This is a genomic window from Photobacterium salinisoli (genome assembly GCF_003614885.1).
Lineage (GTDB): Bacteria > Pseudomonadota > Gammaproteobacteria > Enterobacterales > Vibrionaceae > Photobacterium > Photobacterium salinisoli.
The window spans coordinates 481,794-500,131 of sequence record NZ_QZMS01000011.1 but is presented as its reverse complement, the minus strand read 5'-3'; the positions used below and the strand labels follow the sequence as shown (position 1 = coordinate 500,131).

Genomic DNA, 18,338 nt, shown 5'->3' with positions numbered 1-18,338 from the left:
ATTTATTATCAAACAGTTAACAATGCTGTTCCGGTCGTTGCCCTGCCGGAACGGCTTTGCCGATCCTGAAATTCTCCGGCTTTGCTCAGTCTCTCAAAATTGATTTATTTTGATATTTTTTGTCTCATTTTTATTCTTATGTGCTCTATATTATCTAGATGAATACAAGGTTGAAAGGACGAAAGGGATGACACAACGAATCGTAATGCCCGGACTGATGGAAATCGGCGCAGGCGCTCTGGATAAAGTGGCAGACATGCTGACATTGCTGTCCTGCCGTCAGCCATTGATTATCAGCGACAGAGTGATGTCTGAGCTGGGTTATGTTCGCCGGGTTGAAATTGCGCTGGCGGCGGTAGGGTTGGAGTGCGGCGTCTTTCTGGATACCGAGCCGGAGCCGACAGAGGCGTCTATCCTGCCGGCGGTTGATCAGGTGGTGACCGGTCAGTTTGACTGCCTTATTGCACTGGGTGGGGGGAGTGCTATCGACAGCGCGAAAGCCATTGGCCTGCTGGCACAGCACGGCGGTCAGATGCGTGACTATAAAGTGCCCCATGTGGTGACAGAGGCCATCTTACCCGTGATTGCTATTCCGACCACGGCAGGCACGGGATCAGAGGTGACTCGGGTCACCATCATTACCGATCAGGACACAGACGAAAAGATGCTGTGTATGGGGCCGGGGTTAATTCCCAGAGCAGCGATCATTGATTTTGAGCTGACTCTGTCAGTTCCGGCCCGTATCGCCGCCGATACTGGCATTGATGCGCTGACGCATGCCATTGAAGCCTATGTCAGCGCCAAAGCCGGGGTGTTTTCCGATCAGCAGGCGCTGTCCGCCATGCGTTTGATTGCGCCGAATCTTCGCGAAGCGGTGAATACACCGGGCAATCATGAGGCGAAAGAAAAGCTGATGCTGGGGGCCACGCTGGCCGGTATTGCCTTCTCCAACGCGTCTGTCGCATTGGTGCACGGCATGAGCCGTCCGATCGGCGCTCATTTCCATGTGCCTCATGGCATGAGCAATGCCATGTTATTACCCGCGATTACCGAGTTTTCCATTCCGGCCAGTCTGACACGTTATGCCGACTGCGCCCGCGCGATGGGGCTGGCTGATGACATCGTCAGTGATGAAGAAGCCGTGCAGCGTCTGATGTCTGAGCTGACCCAGCTCAACGCTGATCTGCAGGTGCCGGCCATGTCGGATTTCGGGATTGATCAGCACAGGTATCATGAGCTGCTGGACATCATGGCAGATCAGGCACTGGCATCGGGTTCACCGAACAATAATCCGCGCATTCCGAGCAAGAATGAAGTGATTGAACTGTATAAAAAAGTATGGAGTTAATGATGATTGGAAATTACATCAACAGTGAAATAGTGCCAGTGACCTCAGGTCGCAATCTGCCGGTGACGGATCCGGCCACCGGTAAAGTGATCGATCAGGTTGGCTTGTCCAGTGTGGCTGATACTGAGCAGGCCATTGCCTGCGCGGAAGCGGCCTGGCCGGCCTGGGCGCAGATGACACCGCTGAATCGCTCCCGTATTTTGTTTCGCTTCAAAGCCTTGCTGGAACAGAATATGGACGAGCTGGCGACACTGATCAGCCGCGAACACGGGAAAGTACACAGTGACGCATTAGGCGAATTAACCCGCGGACTGGAAGTGGTCGAATTTGCCTGCGGTATTCCGCACCTGCAAAAAGGCGAACACAGCCGCAATGTGGGTACAGACGTGGATTCGCATTCCATGCTGATGCCGCTGGGCGTTTGCGCGGGTATCACCCCCTTTAATTTCCCGGCTATGGTGCCGATGTGGATGTTTCCGATAGCACTGGCCACCGGGAATACCTTTATTCTGAAACCGTCAGAGAAAAACCCGTCGGCAGCACTGAGACTGGCAGAATTGCTGACCCAGGCCGGTTTGCCGCAAGGGGTGTTCAATGTCGTGCAGGGGGATAAGGAATCGGTGGATGTGCTGCTGAGCGATCCCAGAGTCAAAGCGGTCAGTTTTGTCGGCTCGACACCGATTGCGGAGTATATCTATTCGCAGGGCTCGGCACACGGCAAGCGGGTGCAGGCACTGGGCGGCGCGAAAAACCATATGGTGGTGATGCCGGATGCGGACTTGGATCAGGCGGTCAATGCCCTGATGGGTGCTGCCTTTGGTGCGGCCGGTGAACGCTGTATGGCAATTTCCGTCGCGGTCGCCATTGGTGACGAGGTGGCCGATAAGCTGGCAGAAAAACTCACCGCCCGCATTCGTGAGTTACGTGTCGGACCGGGTTACGGCCAGTCGGTTGAGAATGAAATGGGGCCGCTGATCACAGACGATCACATGAAGCGCGTCAGCAGCTACATCGACGCCGGTGAAGCAGAAGGGGCCACTTTGCTGGTGGATGGCCGCGATTATCAGGTCCCCGGCTTTGAAAGCGGCTATTACGTTGGCGGTACTTTGTTTGATCACGTCACCCCTGAGATGACGATTTACCGCGAAGAAATCTTCGGGCCAGTTCTGTCCCTGCTGCGCGCCCAATCGCTGGATGAAGCCCTGACGCTGATCAATCAACACGAATTCGGTAACGGTACGGCGATTTTCACTGCCGACGGTGAAGCCGCACGCCGGTTCAGCGACAAAGTGGAAGTCGGAATGGTCGGAGTGAATGTACCTATTCCTGTGCCTATGGCGTTTCATTCCTTTGGTGGCTGGAAACGTTCTCTGTTCGGGCCGCTGCACATGCACGGCAGCGATGGAGTGCGTTTCTTTACCCGCATGAAAACCATCACTACCCGCTGGCCGAAAAACCAGCAGCAACAGGCTGACTTTGTCATGCCGACCATGAAATAACACTTCAAACGAGCGGCTTCCCGATGCAGGAAGCCGCCTGAATAATAAGCGGCTTCCTGCCGCGACTCAGTTGGCGAAGTTTTGCAGTAATCACGATAAATCAACCCTACTCACTATCCGAGGTTGAGGGGCGGTGCAGTTACAGGCCCCGGGCAGTTCAATTCTGCGCTAGTGATACAATAAATCATGGAGATCATTCATGGCTGCAATACGGAAGCGATTTAACCGCTACCCCGGCATACGACCTGTGCTGGGCATGCTTGCCTCGCTCGGACTCAGTGCGTCAGTAATGGCGGCACAGGGCCCCGGACTGGGCAATCTTAATTACAGTTCAGGCGAAGCGTACACTCAGGTATCTTACCCTCTGGTTGATGACACCACTGGATTTCTGCCACCGGATTACCCCGGCAGTAAACACTATGGCGTGAATGTCATGACCATGCTCAATGGGTACATGGTGGGTATTTTCGCCCCTGACAGTGGTGGTGGTCCCGGCGGCTGGATAGCGCTGGACGCCTCAGACCCGACTAATCTGTCACTGGTCAAGATGGTCTATGAACCCGATGCCACTAATCAGTACCGCACCGGCAACGGACTGCGTACCGCGGAATTTCGCGAGCCGCATTCTTTTGGTCTGAGCGAAGGGAATCTGATTGCCATCCAGACCGGGAAAGGGATTGAAATCTGGGATTGGTCTGATGTCAATAATCCCATTCAGGTTTCCAAGCTGCCCATTTCGGGCGTCAACTTCGGTGATTATAATAACGTGTCCTGGCAGTTGTTCTGGCAGGCGCCTTATCTGTATGTGGCCCGTGGTAATGCCGGCTTAACCATAGTCGACACCAGTAACGTCAATAATCCTTCAATAGTGAAAACCATCCCGACCTCGCAACTGGGTGGATTCAATGTCGGTCCGGTATTTGTGGTGGGGAATAAGATGTTCCTGTCGAGCATGGAAACCACAGCGGGCTTTTCTATTCTGAACCTGGATGATCCGGAAACCCCGACGCTGGAAAAAACGGTCAGCTCCCTGCCGGAGAAATACTATGCCTCCTGCTGGGATGGCAAGTACGCGTTTTTCGGTGCCCGCTCTACAGCGGATAAACTGAGAATCTATGATACAACAACCACGCCTATGACACTGGTGCACGATCAGCTGTCCGGGTTCCAGAATCTGTACTGTAACGTACAGGATAATAAGCTGTTTCTCGGCAACCAGGACGATATCTCGGTATTGGATATCACCAATATCAGCAACATACAGCTATCAGGCAGCGGCTCGCTGAATGCAGCAGGCGGCGATACAGACCATGGTCAGGTGTTCCCGTTCGGTAACATGGTCTGGGTTGGCAATGACCACGGCACTGGCAGCGGTTTAATTGCGCACCAGGCCGGTCCGGACAATACGCCTCCGGCCATTGTTCACAGCAATCCGGCAATAGACTCAACCCTGCAACCCCGTTCGTCCCGGGTCGGCATTGTCTTTTCCGACAGCCTGCTGATGGAGTCGGTGAACAGTAATACCTTTACCGTGACCAAGCTGGGCAGCAGTACGCCGGTCAGCGGCACCTACAGTGTGAATTTAGGGTTTGCCAACTTCACGCCGGACAACCAACTCGATGCAGACAGTATCTATGTGGTTGAACTGGATGGCATTGAAGATTTTGCCGGTAATCCGCTGCCTGCAACCAGCTACCGTTTCTCTACCGGTTCTGTTGTGGGTCATGATATTTCTCTTGGCAGCACGGCTCAGGTTACGCTGGGTACGCCCATTTCCTTCTCAGCCTCGGCTTCTCCTTTGCTGGGCGGCAATCTGGAGTATTCCTGGGACTTTGGTGACGGCACACCGCCAACCGCATTTTCCAGCAGTGGCTCGGTCAGCCACACCTACAGCTCGCCAAATCACTGGAATGCCATTGTGACTGTGCGCGAATCGGGCTCACTGACCACGAGCAAAACGCAGCAGCACACGGTATACAACCCGCTGACACTGAACACGCCGACGACCGCCAGCACCATAGTGAAAGATGCAAACCGTGTGTACGCGGTCAATGAAGATAACGGCACAGTGTCGGCCATCAGCCAGACCTCACCGTTTGGCAAAGTATGGGAAACTCAGGTTGGCGAAAAACCCCGTACGCTGGCCATCGCCCCGGACGGCAACCTCTGGGTTGCGAACCAGGACAGCGACAACATCAAAGTCCTGTCTCCAACCGGCAGCGTACTGCATACCATCAATTTGCCGCGCGCCAGCCAGCCGCATGGCGTGGTATTTACACCGGACGGCAGTGCCGCGCTGGTCACTTTGCAGGCAACAGGCGAAATGGTCAAAATCAATCCGTCGAACCGCACCATTACCGGCACGGTCAGTGTGGGCCAGAGCGCCAGAGGTATTGCAGTCGACAGCGATTCGGCCACCGCATTAGTCACGCGTTTTATCTCTCCCCAGTCTCATGCTGAGGTCGTTGCTGTGCATGTCGGTTCAATGTCTGTGGACTCTGTGGTGAATCTGCAGAAAGACACCACGACTGTGGATGGCGAAGACAGAAGCCGCGGGATCCCGAATTATCTCAATGCGGTCACCATCTCGCCGGATGGTCAGTCGGCATGGGTACCGGCGATCAAAGCCAATGTGGATCGCGGTGAGTACAATGAAGGTGATCCGAATCAGGCGCTGACCTTCGAAACCACGCTGCGTGCCATTACCTCGCAGATCAACCTGAATACGCTGGCAGAAGTACCCAGTCTGCAAATGGACATGGACGACAGGGCACAGCCCAAAGCGCTGGTATTCAGCGAGCTGGGCGATTATGTCTACATTGCGCTGGAAGGACAAAACAGCGTAGAGGTTCGCGATGCCTATACCCGCGAGCGGGCCAGTGAAATTGCCGACTCAGGAAAAGCCCCACGAGGTTTGGTGAAAGCCGGTAATCTGCTATTCGTGCATAATTTCCTGTCGCGCACCATCTCTGTTCATGATTTAACGCCGTTTGAAAATGAGGGCGAAGCCATTGCCAAACTGGCGGATATTTCGCTGGTGTCGAATGAAACCATGCATCCGCGCGTACTGGCCGGTAAACAGATTTTCTACAACGCCAGCGATGCGCGTATGACCCGTGATGGCTATATCTCGTGTGCCGGCTGTCACACAGACGGTGACAGTGATAACCGAGTCTGGGACTTTACCGACCGCGGTGAAGGGCTGCGAAATACCATTTCTCTGCTCGGCCGGGTCGGTATGGGGAATGGCCGGGTTCACTGGACAGCAAATTTCGATGAAATTCATGACTTTGAAAACGACATTCGTCTGGCGTTTCAGGGCGTGGGTTTTCTGGATGATGCCATCTTCGCGCTGACCTCGGATCCGTTAGGGGCCAATAAAGCCGGTTACAGTGCTGATCTGGATAACCTGGCGTTTTATGTCAGCAGCCTGAATCAGTATCCGCGCAGTCCGTACCGCAATCAGGACGGCAGTCTGACGGCGGCCGCATCGACAGGTAAGACACTGTTCACGCAAAAAGGCTGCGACACCTGCCACAGCGGCGATTTCTATACCGATAACCAGCGTCATGATGTCGGCACCATTCAGGCCTCATCCGGTCAGGGAAGCGGGAATGCGCTTGGCGGTGTGGGTTTTGATACACCAACACTGATTGGCGTATGGTCAACACCACCGTATTTCCACAACGGACAGGCGGCAACACTCAATGACGTGCTGCAAACCGGTTCCCAGCACAGCGTCAGCAGCGCCAGTGAACGGGCGGCACTTGTTGCCTACCTGGAGCAGATTGAGTACGAAGGGCCGGAAATCGTAGTGCCTGAGCCACCGGCAGAAGCCACAGTGGTGTACCTGAGCGACCTGACAGAAGTGTCATCCAGCAATGGCTGGGGGCCGTTTGAAAAAGATGCCAGCAACGGTGAGGCAGCGGCAGATGACGGCGGCACCATCTCTATTGGTGGTACGCAGTATCAGAAAGGTCTGGGCGTCCATGCTGAGTCTGAAGTGGTGTATGACATCAGCGGTGGAAATTATACCCAGTTCCGTGCCTTCGTCGGTGTCGATGATGAAGTCGGTGGCAGCGGTAGTGTGGTGTTTGAAGTCTGGGTGGATGGTGTGCTGAGTTATCAGAGCGGCACGCTGACCGGTTCAGACACCGCTCAGTATGTCTCCATCAATCTGAACCCGGATAACTATGAGCTGAAACTGGTGGTAACGGGTGCCGGTAATGGTGTCGGCAGTGACCATGCCAGCTGGGGCGATGCCAAACTGCTGCAGTCTTCCGGCCAGAGTCAGTACAGCTATCTCAGCGACATGACCGAAACCGGGACTGTGATCAACGGCTGGGGGCCGCTGGAAAAAGACACCAGCAACGGTGAAGAACTGGCGAATGACGGCAATCCGATCACGATTGGCGGTTCGGTATACAGCAAGGGACTTGGCGTGCATGCAGATTCCACCGTCACCTATACCCTGGTGGCCGGTGAGTATGACCAGTTCCAGGCGGTGATTGGCGTCGATGATGAAGTGGGCAATAACGGCAGTGTGGTGTTTGAAGTCTGGCTCAACGGCAGTCTGGCCTATCAGAGTGTCACGCTGACCGGCAGTCAGGCGCCGGTCACTGTTAACCTGCCGATCCCGTCCAATGTCACTGAGCTGAAGTTGGTTGTGGGCACTGCGGGTGATGGCGATGGCTATGACCATGCGGATTGGGCTGATGCGCGGTTGAGGTACGCGAACTAGCGAGGGATATTTCTCTTGGGGAGGGTGGGGTGATTGACCTCCCGTGTTGCCCGGACAGTGCAGTGCCTGTCCGGGCATTTTTTATTTGCCGTGGGTTGGGTGATTTCAGGATTTGTGTCGGTATGTCGCGCTTGGGTTCACTGCTTCCCTCGCCATGGTATGACGCGCGCCAGACACTCTTTGCTGGCTCAAAGAGTGCCCAGAAATGCCTGCTTGTTCGTTGGTGTTGTCCGGGCCGGTTGTAGGCGCTCCCAGCGCCGACAACCTAAAAATTCGTCCTGAATTTTTCCCTGGGGGAGTGGAAATGGTTAGATCCAATCTTGGAATTGTCCCGTTGTTAGTTAGAGGGACATTGCAAAACAAGGGCGTTGTACTTATTTGTTGGCTGAAATCACACTGTGGTTGATTCAATAAAGCAACCCTGAAACCGTGTTCTAGTCTTGGAAACGAGAGGTTCAGGGGGTTCTTGATGGAGCGCTTTGGCGGTAGCGTGGTTTTGGGGAATTCTGAGGTTCTTGCGAGTATGTCGCGCTGGGGTTCAGTGGCAATCTCAGCATTTTCGAAGCGCGCCAGACACTCTTTGCTGGCCCAAAGAGTGCCCAGAAATGCCTGTTTGTTCGCTGGTTGTGGTCCGGGTCGGTTGTAGGCGCTCCCGGCGCCGACAACCTAAAAATTCATCCATGAATTTTTCCCTGGGGTATTGGCACTGTTTGGGCTTGTAACTCGTTATTGCCCCATTTCTTTTTTCAGGCGATTAACCACTCACTTCACCAAAGTATTATTTGTCTTACTTTTTGTAATTAAAAACATATGGTTCACAATGTCTGCCCACCCTGTTTCACTTGTATCATTGTGATTGGTATAATTTTCCTCGTCTATACTAGGTAAGGTCCCTCAGTGATTACGGTTCGAGTACTAAAAGCAAAAAACGGTGACTGCATCCTGCTATCTTGGGTTCATAATGGAACTAAGCGAAATATTCTTGTCGATGGTGGTAAGTCCTCTGTATACAAAACAGCCACACAGAAAGGCGAGCTTTATAAAGCACTAAAGATACTTAGAGATAACGGCGAGCGTGTAGACAAGCTGATCTTAACTCATGTTGATGATGATCATATTGGCGGACTTATCAAAGGGTTTGAAACTGGAGAGTTGCTCACAGATTTGTGTGACAGCATATGGTTTAACTCTGGAAGGCTGATTAAGCAATATTTTAACGCCGAAAGTAATCCGAGTAATGAACTATATCTTGAAAGAAAGAACCGCAAGGATGGGGAAACAAGTGTAAAGCAAGGAGTTACGTTAGAAGAGCGTATAACAGAACTTGGTATATGGGATGAGGAATTGATTGTTTCTGGACATTCAATTGATTTTTATGATGCGAAAATTACGGTGTTGTCGCCCACATTAGAAAAGCTGTCAAAGTTACTTCATAAGTGGGAAAAAGAAGCTCCTAGAAGTGTGACATCAGCGTCTGAAAAAGATTATAAGTCAAATATTTATGAGTTAAGTGAAAATGATGTTTTTGAGGGAGATACATCTATTCATAACGGAAGCTCAATAGCTTTTGTCTTTGAATATATGTCGAAAAAAATTTTGCTTCTCGGAGATGCACATGACGATGTTATATGTGATTCTTTGTCAAAGATAGTCAGCAGTAAAGGGAATGAAGGTTCTGATGAAAAAATGCTGACATTTGACTGTATTAAACTTTCACATCATGGCAGCAAATATAATACAAGCTATGATTTTTTGCGCCTAATTGAGTGTAAGAGCTTCATAATATCTACTGATGGTAGCTTACATGGCTTACCGAATAAGTTGACACTAGCAAGAATAATTAAAACAATAGATAAGCCCAGCCTGATATTTAATTACCCACAACTTATCAAGAAAATCTTTACTAAAGAAGAGCTGGAAACATTAGCAGGCTCAGGTGTTGTAATTAAAAGGTGTGAAGATCCCTTAAATGTATGAATTAGCATTACAAAAAATTAAGAATTCCACTGTAAAGGTTATGGAAGGAAGTGGCGTCATAATCAACCCATGCACTGATGAATACTCTTATATTTTTACTGCAAAACATGTGATTACTGAGATAGATATTGAGGATATTCATATTGAAAGTGTGAATGGTCTTGATATCAGAGTTTTAGATAAACTAGAGCATAATGATATTGATCTTGCCATTCTAAAGATATCTAAGGTAGATGAAGGTGTACACTTTTATGAGAGCAATTACGAACACTTCAGTCAGAATTTGAAGCTTTATGGATATCCGGAGCAAAATAGACATCAAGAAAAAGTCATAGACCAATTAGGTTCATACAACTGCGAACTTCATGATATAGGCGATGAGAAATACACTTTTTTTCTAGATGGTATTGCGCCAATTGATGATGTCGAAGGTTTTTCGGGAGGTGGTATCTTCTCGATTGATCGAGAAACAGGAAGTTTTAGCATTTTGGCTGTTGAGATTGGTATGAGAATCCCTGAGTCTTCAAACAGTCAAGTAGATGCTATAAAGATTGCTAGTTACATCGAAATCCTCAATAATAATAACTGGAAATTGGTGATACCAGACTATCTTCGAAGCTTCGAAATATATAGGAATATAATTTTCGAATATGTTAATTTAGAGAATGATGGGAGCTTAAATGGAATTAAAGGATGTTTGCGGACCATATTAGAAGAATATGGGGTAACTAACTCGTCGACGGTTAATCCAAACTCAATTTTAGATAAGTTTGAGAATAAGATATTAACGCATGCACAAAAGAAGAATGATTTGTACAATAGATGCTTATGGAGAGGTTTCTTAGAATTCTTGTCGATATACCTATCTCTAAACCCTCCATCAGACTCTGATTATTGCAATGAAAATTATTTGGATGAGTTGTTTTTAAAATTTAGATTTGTCTTTGACCATAAAAAAGTTAATTTTAAAAAACTATTTAGAACATATATTTTAGAAACTGACTTTGGTCCGATAAATGAATCGTCAAAAATACTAATCTTCTCGCCACAAAACGCTAATGTAGGAAGCCCTATATTAGACAAAAAAGTCTCTGAAATGACGTTAAATGACATATCTAGTTCTATTGTTAGTCAGAAGCATAGGATAGAAGTTGTAAACCGTAACCGTAATATAAAAAATGACATATTACATTGGCCATCAGTCAATGACAGATGCCTGTCCGATAATGAAGATGATTATAGTTGCTACACCGTATTTGATAGCGAACAAGTGAAAGAAAGTTTAAATAATAGTTATAGGGAATTTTTAGCTGATGAAGAATGATATATCTTTTGAAGAAAATCATAGTTTTTCGGATCTAGTACCAGATTATAATATAAGAAAATTTGTCTTGTCTTGTAATATGACTATGTCAGCTAAAGTAAATGCATTTTGTTTGGTGTTCGAAAAAGAAAGCGATTTAAAAGAGCAGTGGGAAGATATTGCAGACGTTTTAAATTATGAATACCTAAGTGCTAATGAAACCACTGAGTTTGAAAGGTGGAACAATTACTTGATATTTATAGTTACAGGTGAAACATCCCTAGAAACAAAATATGAAATTGAGAATGATAAATTTTACATGCGTAAACTAGTTCTAGAACTTTCAACTAAAAGTGAAGAGATTTTAAAGGAAAAAACTATAGAGTTTTTAAATAATAGATTGCTTCTTAGAAATTTTGATTTGTCTAATAATACGTCTAATAATGACAAATGGAAAGAATTATTGGGGGGGTATTCAAAGTCAATTACTAGCGAGAATATTACATTTGGCCGAGATAGAGTTTCAAAAGATGCTAGGGTAGATTGGATAAATAGAATGTTAGGTCAATAATAATGAAGTTAAAAAAAGTTGAAATACAAGCATTTAAGTCCTACCTGCAAAAAGAAGATGGCACCTTTGATTTTACTAGTAGTGATAGTGAAACCCCTGCTAACTTCATTTCTCTGTTTGCTCCTAATGGATTTGGGAAAACATCTTTCTTTGACGCAATAGATTTTGCGATAACTAAAAAAATAACAAGATATGTTCGTAGTGATAAACTATCAAAGTTAAACCTTGAGGAGTGTAGACAGCATAACACTCAAGGAGAAAAACAGTTAGTAATAAGAAATAAGAATGCACCACTAAATTTAAAGACAATAGTTAGGGTTTCTACAGACAGAAATGAGAAGCCATTTATATCTTCATATAAAAATAGTCAGAAAAATAGTTCAGATCTTAGAATTCAATCCAAGAGTAATATCAATAATTACTTTGAATCGTCAATGCTATATCAAGAGTCTATAGATGCATTTTTGCGAGAAACAAACTCTGAAGACAGATTTCTAAAGTTCTCAGAGATTGATGGTGAGTTAGTTGAAATCAATCGCGTAAGGACGTCTATTCTATCTGTCAAGTCTGAAATTTCAAACGAGGAAGAAAAGCTTGTTGCTGAGAAGCTTACATTAGAAAAAGAAGAAAAATCACAACTTGAAATTCTCAATAATGTAGATGAAGTTAACCGAATTATTAGCGAGTTAAATAAATCTAATGAAAATATAGCTCTACCGTTAATATCAGCCCCATACAATGAAAGTAGTCACTTCGCACTTTCATCTCGAATAATAGAGTTATACAATAGCCTCGAAAAAAACTCGAAGATTAACAAAGAAGAAGTTTTGACTCTTGAGTCACAACTATCAAAAATTGAACTTGCTATATCTATGTATCAGCAATATCTCTCATTTAAAGAAGAGAGAGAAAGAATTATACTTCTAAATAGTAATATAAGTAAGCTAGATGAATTTATTCAAGCGAAAATTAAATTAGATAATAATATAAAAGATGCAGAAAGTGAACGCATTGATTTAATTCAAATTTGTGAAGATGCAAAAAAATTCACAGAAGTATATTTACAAAAAACAAATGTGGAGCGAGAGCTGGAGGGTCATAAAAAGGTCTTAACCTCCAAGTCGGAAAGGCTTAATGATAATAAAAGAAAATTATCAAAACTATTGTCGGAAAGAGTTGTTCTAGAAAAAGAGTTAAGTGAGGTAAAATCCAAAAAAACTCAGTTAAATGATACATATGATAAGATCAGTAAGCTCATTAAGGCTGAAAGAGATTTCAAATTAAAATTCGAAGTCTTAAATAATGAATGTGATACTTATCTAAATAAAATAAAGTCAACTAAAGAAGAGATGGACGAAGTTAAATGTTTAAAAATAAATGATGTGACCAAGTATTTAGAAAAGGGGAATATTTCACAGAAAGATAATAATTTACTTCGTGATATAACTGATAGATATAAAAATATAGAAGATGAAATTTCAATTTTTGACAGAGATGTCAATGCTAAGCACCAGAAACTTAATGAAGTTAGAAAACAAAACTCGGATGTTCTGACTTTAATTGAAAAAGCTAGCGTTCTAATTTCTGAAACTCAGCAAAGCCACTGTCCTCTTTGCGATAGACCTAACCATAGCTATGAAGAATTATTAGCTAGGATTAGCAAAAACTCAGCTCTCTCAGAGTTAGAGAAGTCTTTAGTGGTCGACTTGAATAAGCTCAATGATGATAAATCAAAGTTAGAGAATAATTTGAACGCTACACTTGGAGCGTTTAAAACGTTTATCTCTAATTATATTGTATCAGCAAAAAGAGAAATAGATGTTCTGGATTTAAAGAAGGCTAAAAAAGAGATTGAAATTATAAATCTTAGAGAAGAGTTTTCCAAAATAAAACAAGAAATGGATATACTGAACACTTCTGTTATGTACATGTCAAAAGAAGAGTACAACCTCCATCTGGATGGTAGGATGTCTACATTAATTCAGTGTGTTGATGAGTTATACAATAGTGCAGAGCTGCTGAAAAAAGAAATTGAATATGGCAATGTGAACGTAGATGACATAAATAAATTGCAAGATATAGAAAACAGACTTTCAGAGTCCAATGCAAAACTATCTGGTTACGTAAAGCTTAACGAATTCATTACGAAATCAAAATTAGAACAGAGCTCATCTATAGCTGAGATTACAGAGTTAGCGATAAATTTTATTACAGAACTTGATGCTAAGCTTGCACAGTACATAGCCGAAAAAAGTAAGTTGGTGGATGCAGAGAAAGTTATTGATCTTCATGTCGAAAAAAGCCCTTATTGTAACTTAGAACTAAGAGAAAGAAATAATAAAATCCATGCTTTACAAGATGATATGGATATAATCATAAAGTCTATGCCATGGTTTTTTAATATCTTGAATGGTTATGATTCAGCTAGCAATGAAGACCTTAGTACCTTCATCAGATTAAGTATTGAAAACATGATCAATGATGTTTCTTTGAAGGATGATAAGAATCATAAGCTGTTGGTGCTCGTGTCAACAGTTAAAGATATCTCTGAAGAGTTGATCGGCTATTTAGATATAACAGAAATCCAATCAAAATTACGTGGAATAAATTGTAAATTAAAAAAGCTATACAGTATTTCTATTGAGCTAGAGAATGATTCTATATCTTTAGGAAAGGAAATTAGTTCGAGAGTTGATGCTTTCTTTAATACGGATTTAATTAATAAGATATATCAAAGCATTGATCCCCACCCAGAATATAAGGAAATTATATTCACGTGTACGGCAGAAGATAAGCCAAAACTATTAGTGTCTGCTCGAAGTTCAAAAAGCAATCAACTTATGTCTCCAACGTTAAGTTTTAGTTCGGCACAAATTAATGTACTAGCGCTAAGTATTTTTCTTGCTAGAGCGATAAATGCTAAAGATGACGAAGAAAATGATGTAGATTGTATCCTAATTGACGACCCAGTTCAGTCCATAGATGCCATAAACACACTAGGGCTGATTGATACTCTTCGGATGATTAGTGTTAAGTTCAATAAGCAGATTATTCTTACAACGCATGACGAAAACTTCCATGAGCTGTTAAAGAAAAAAATTCCGCAAGATAGCTTTTCGTCTAAGTTTCTCAGACTCAAATCTTTCGGTAAAGTTAGTCAAGATAGTTCTATTGAAGAATCTTGATTAAGATAACGTATGAGTGGTTAAAAATACTACTCACATCATAACGAAGTAACTTTTTTGCAATGGCTCTAAAAGGCAATCAGGTTTTGATATACGTTTGCTAATGAGAGTTGTGGACTTTAGAACTAAAAAACTAACTCATTTATGTCCAAAAAAGAGTTTTGCCCTCAAAGTAATCCACTCCCCAGGGAAAAAATCAGGACGAATTTTTAGGTTGTCGGCGCCGGGAGCGCCTACAACCGGCCCGAACAACAGCAACGCACAAACAGGCATTTCTGGGCACTCTTTGAGCCAGCAAAGAGTGTCTGGCGCGCGTCACACCATGGCGAGGGAAGCGCTGAACTCAAGCGCGACATACCTTCATGTCCTACTTAAAGCACCAACCACATCTCCCCAAAAATCACAAGAAACCCAATTCTCAGGGAAAAATTCAGGACGAATTTTTAGGTTGTCGGCGCTGGGAGCGCCTACAACCGGCCCGGACAACAGCAACGGACAAACAGGCATTTCTGGGCACTCTAATGATATGGTCCGCCCCAACCTCACCCCTAGCGACGTCAGTGGCTAAGCTTGAGGAAACCGAAACCACTGAGGTGTGCCATCATGGACAATTTACATATTCTTGGTATCGATCTAGGCAGACATACTTTTCACTGTATCGGGCATGATCAGTACGGGCATGAGGTGTTTCGTAAGAAATTCAATCGGGCTCAACTGCTTTTATGGCTCTCTAATTTACCGCAGACAACTGTGGCATTTGAGTCTTGCGGCGGCGCGCATTGGTTAGCCCGAAAATGTGAAAGTTACGGGCACGAAGCAAAGCTCATCCCACCTCAATATGTAAAGCCCTATGTGAAATCGAATAAAAACGATTTCATTGATGCAGCGGCGATTGCTGAAGCTGCATCCCGCCCATCAATGCGCTTTGCTGCCGTGAAATCAGAGAGTGCTCAAGTTATCAGTATCATCAACCGGGCAAGAGATGCCTATATCAAAGAACGTACGGCGACCATGCTCAGAATTGGTGGGATTCTTGTTGAATTCGGACTCAGTCTTCCCAACGGTCATTCAACGATGAAAAAGTTATTCCAATGGATTGCAGAGCAAAACCAATCACTACCTCAAGCTTTACTCTTGGAATTAAAAGAACTTCACGAGCACTACCTGTACCTCACTGAGCACGTTCAGCTGCAAGAACAGAAATTAATCAAAATGACATCTGAAAATGAAATTGGTGAATTGCTTATGTCGATCCCTGGTGTTGCTCATATCACAGCGAGTTCATGCTTGGCTGAGATTGCCTCTCCGGGAAATTTCAAGTGTGGCCGTGATATGGCAGCATGGATAGGATTGGTTCCGAGACAGTACTCTACAGGTGGGAAAACCACATTATTGGGGATAAGCAAGCGGGGTAATAAAAGGCTCAGAACATTATTTATTCATTGCGCCCGTGCTGTCTTATCAAAGCCAGAAACAACGGGAAAATGCTTCGAACCCTGGCTCAGTAATCTGAGGGCAAGCAAGCCTTTTAATGTTGTTGTTGTCGCACTGGCTAACAAGCTAGTGCGGATCGCCTGGGCTGTGATGCACTCACATCGAGCGTTCAACGCCAACAAACTTGCTTGCCAATAAACTCATTCACCCATTTTGCAATGACAATGATGACGATAACGGTACATCGGCCAGATAGATAACCTGACGGTCCAAATAGCACTGAGATGCTTGCACTCTTTTAAGGATTATCTGGCGCAGATATCATCGTGGAGCTGGAATGCGAGAGAGCTTCCAAGAGAGACTCCGAATACATTAGCGCAAACCACTCCCGTTAAAATTGTAGTTGCAAAAACGGGGCGGACCATACATTTGGGCCAACAAAGAGTGTCTGGCGCGCGCCACACTATGGCGAGGGAAGCGCTGAACTCAAGCGCGACATACTTACTCAGCCTTAGCAATCTACTCGCTGTATGGATTCCCGCTTGGCGCGCTTCGAAAATGGTGAGATTGCCACTGAACCAAAGCGCGACATACCAGACAGACTTTAAAGAGAACACACCCCACTTCGCGAACCTTATATTGATCAGCCAGAATGAACCGTATAACCTGACCTGAAACAACACTATAAGAATAAACATGAGCACAATTAAGCCTGTAATCCGAAAAGAAAAAGGGTCGACGATTGAGCGTGTATTACGGATTTTATCCTTTATTTCCGAGCACGAAGGTCAGTACGATCAGAATGAACTGGCTGAGGCGATGGATCTCCCCAAGCTGGCTACTGCAAAACTCCTCGTGCAGTTGAAAGAACTCGGTATCTTGCGCGAAAACATGCTGAGAAAAGTCATTGCCGGACCAGAGTTCAGACAAATGGCGCTGGCTGTTCTGCGCAACAAGGTGTTTGAGTCACAGCGCCTGAAAGTGCTGGAAAGGCTGTCGGCGCTTATTGGTGAAACCTGTGGGATCTCTGTGCCGAACGGCATCGAAATGCTGTACTTTGAACGGGTTCAGACCAACTGGCCTTTGCAAATCAGTCTGCCGGTGGGCAGCTCAGTGCCGCTGGCGGCGACAGCGTCAGGCAAATTGTACCTGGCAACCTTGCCCGACAGTGTTCGCCGGGTGATTCTGGATAACATTGCGCTGGAAGTCTTCACCGAGCATACCCTGGTTGATAAAGCACAACTGGAGCATGAGCTGGCTGTTATCCGTGAACTGGGTTATGGCCGGGATAATGGCGAATTCATTGATGGCATGGCCGCGGTTTCCGTGCCGATTGCCCGCGACGGCTTGCTGCTGGGATTTCTGTTCTGCCACAGCCCGGTGGTACGTCATTCATTGCTCGATCTGGAAACTTTTGTGCCGCTGATGCAAGAAGCCGCTGATGAGATTATGGCCTTGATGCTGGCCGACGATTAGCAGGCAACAGCAAAGGGTTGTGATTAAGTCAGGTCACGAATATAGCTCTGCAGCTGGTCTCGGGTACGCTCGAGATCAGGTAAATACGTCAGCAATTGATCCAGAGATTTGCGTGTTTTCGGGCAGTGGCAAAACAGGGATGCCAGAAATTTGCCGTCGGCAGATTTGACCGGAATGGCCACAGCCACCAGTCCGTCGATGAATTCTTCGTTATCCACACTCACCTGACGTCCGCGGATGACTTTTAATTCCTGTTCCAGCGTATCACTATCGGTATGGGTATTTTTGGCCAGTTTGGTCATCTCCAGCTGGCCGATGATCCGCTCCCGCTGCGACTTGGTCAGGGAGCTCAGAAACAACTTACCGCTGGCAGTTGCCCATATAGGGGTTTTCATCCCTATGGGTAAAACAATCTGCAGCGGCCAGTTGGTCTGAATACGCTCGTGGTACACCATTTCATGGCCGTCCGGAATCGCAATCCCACAGGTTTCTTTCACGCGCCTCGACAACCCGTGCAATATTGCCTGAAGTTGTGCTTTCCGCTCATTGTTACTGTTCAGGTTGAGGGCAATACGCTTGAGTTCGGCACCGGGGTAAACGTTGCCGCGTTCATCGGCCGTCAGAAACTGTTCGTCATCCAGCTGCTGAACCAGGCGGTGATAGGTCGGTTTTGGGATCTCAGAATGAAAAATCAGCTCCGGCAGCGGAACTGGCTGTTCCTGTCTGGCGCTCTGGGTGATGATTTCCACTATGCGACTGACGGCGTTGGCTTTGTTTTCCATAGCTGGATCCTGTAATTCCTGT

The 18,338-nt window shown here is 45.9% G+C and carries 10 protein-coding genes; 9 read left to right on the top strand and 1 reads right to left on the bottom strand.

Features of this window, described 5'->3' with window-relative positions:
- Positions 1–187: 187 nt before the first annotated feature.
- The 9 genes from D6M16_RS13660 to D6M16_RS13615 all read left to right on the top strand — a co-directional run bounded on the left by D6M16_RS13660 (position 188) and on the right by D6M16_RS13615 (position 17,534).
- Entirely contained in the window at positions 188–1,348 is a 1,161-nt protein-coding gene (locus D6M16_RS13660; RefSeq protein ID WP_120512420.1) for an iron-containing alcohol dehydrogenase, read from the top strand.
- A 2-nt stretch (positions 1,349–1,350) separates the two neighbouring features.
- Entirely contained in the window at positions 1,351–2,847 is a 1,497-nt protein-coding gene (locus D6M16_RS13655; protein ID WP_120512419.1) for a CoA-acylating methylmalonate-semialdehyde dehydrogenase, read from the top strand.
- Positions 2,848–3,046: 199 nt separating this feature from the next.
- Positions 3,047–7,588 (top strand): NPCBM/NEW2 domain-containing protein, encoded by a 4,542-nt coding sequence (locus D6M16_RS13650; protein ID WP_120512418.1) that lies wholly within the window; start codon positions 3,047–3,049, stop codon positions 7,586–7,588.
- A gap of 897 nt (positions 7,589–8,485) precedes the next feature.
- Positions 8,486–9,565: a ComEC/Rec2 family competence protein gene (locus tag D6M16_RS13645; RefSeq protein WP_120512417.1), complete on the top strand. Its 1,080-nt coding sequence runs from the start codon at positions 8,486–8,488 to the stop codon at positions 9,563–9,565.
- Positions 9,558–10,889, top strand: coding sequence for an ABC-three component system protein (locus D6M16_RS13640; RefSeq protein ID WP_120512416.1), 1,332 nt, complete (start codon positions 9,558–9,560; stop codon positions 10,887–10,889). Before D6M16_RS13645 ends, D6M16_RS13640 begins: the two co-directional genes overlap by 8 nt.
- Entirely contained in the window at positions 10,879–11,439 is a 561-nt protein-coding gene (locus D6M16_RS13635; RefSeq protein WP_120512415.1) for an ABC-three component system middle component 1, read from the top strand. Before D6M16_RS13640 ends, D6M16_RS13635 begins: the two co-directional genes overlap by 11 nt.
- Before the next feature lie 2 nt (positions 11,440–11,441).
- Positions 11,442–14,624, top strand: coding sequence for an AAA family ATPase (locus D6M16_RS13630; protein ID WP_120512414.1), 3,183 nt, complete (start codon positions 11,442–11,444; stop codon positions 14,622–14,624).
- Between the two features lie 603 nt (positions 14,625–15,227).
- Positions 15,228–16,256 carry an IS110 family RNA-guided transposase gene (locus D6M16_RS13625; RefSeq protein WP_120512413.1) on the top strand — a complete coding sequence of 343 codons (1,029 nt, stop codon included), beginning with the start codon at positions 15,228–15,230 and terminating at the stop codon, positions 16,254–16,256.
- 498 nt (positions 16,257–16,754) lie between these two features.
- The gene (locus D6M16_RS13615; protein ID WP_120512411.1) at positions 16,755–17,534 is read left to right on the top strand and encodes an IclR family transcriptional regulator; all 780 of its coding nucleotides are present in this window, start codon (positions 16,755–16,757) and stop codon (positions 17,532–17,534) included.
- Positions 17,535–17,557: 23 nt separating this feature from the next.
- Here the strand turns inward: D6M16_RS13615 and D6M16_RS13610 are convergent, their stop codons facing one another.
- A complete protein-coding gene (locus D6M16_RS13610) occupies positions 17,558–18,316 on the bottom strand; it encodes an IclR family transcriptional regulator (protein ID WP_120512410.1) in 759 nt (252 codons plus the stop codon).
- Positions 18,317–18,338: the final 22 nt, after the last annotated feature.

What these genes read in the sequence shown, in the direction of transcription:
- D6M16_RS13660 (WP_120512420.1), top strand. Translation starts at nt 188, where the DNA reads ATGACACAACGAATCGTAATGCCCGGACTGATGGAAATCGGCGCAGGC.
- D6M16_RS13655 (WP_120512419.1), top strand. Translation starts at nt 1,351, where the DNA reads ATGATTGGAAATTACATCAACAGTGAAATAGTGCCAGTGACCTCAGGT.
- D6M16_RS13650 (WP_120512418.1), top strand. Translation starts at nt 3,047, where the DNA reads ATGGCTGCAATACGGAAGCGATTTAACCGCTACCCCGGCATACGACCT.
- D6M16_RS13640 (WP_120512416.1), top strand. Translation starts at nt 9,558, where the DNA reads ATGTATGAATTAGCATTACAAAAAATTAAGAATTCCACTGTAAAGGTT.
- D6M16_RS13635 (WP_120512415.1), top strand. Translation starts at nt 10,879, where the DNA reads ATGAAGAATGATATATCTTTTGAAGAAAATCATAGTTTTTCGGATCTA.
- D6M16_RS13630 (WP_120512414.1), top strand. Translation starts at nt 11,442, where the DNA reads ATGAAGTTAAAAAAAGTTGAAATACAAGCATTTAAGTCCTACCTGCAA.
- D6M16_RS13625 (WP_120512413.1), top strand. Translation starts at nt 15,228, where the DNA reads ATGGACAATTTACATATTCTTGGTATCGATCTAGGCAGACATACTTTT.
- D6M16_RS13615 (WP_120512411.1), top strand. Translation starts at nt 16,755, where the DNA reads ATGAGCACAATTAAGCCTGTAATCCGAAAAGAAAAAGGGTCGACGATT.
- D6M16_RS13610 (WP_120512410.1), bottom strand. Translation starts at nt 18,316, where the DNA reads ATGGAAAACAAAGCCAACGCCGTCAGTCGCATAGTGGAAATCATCACC.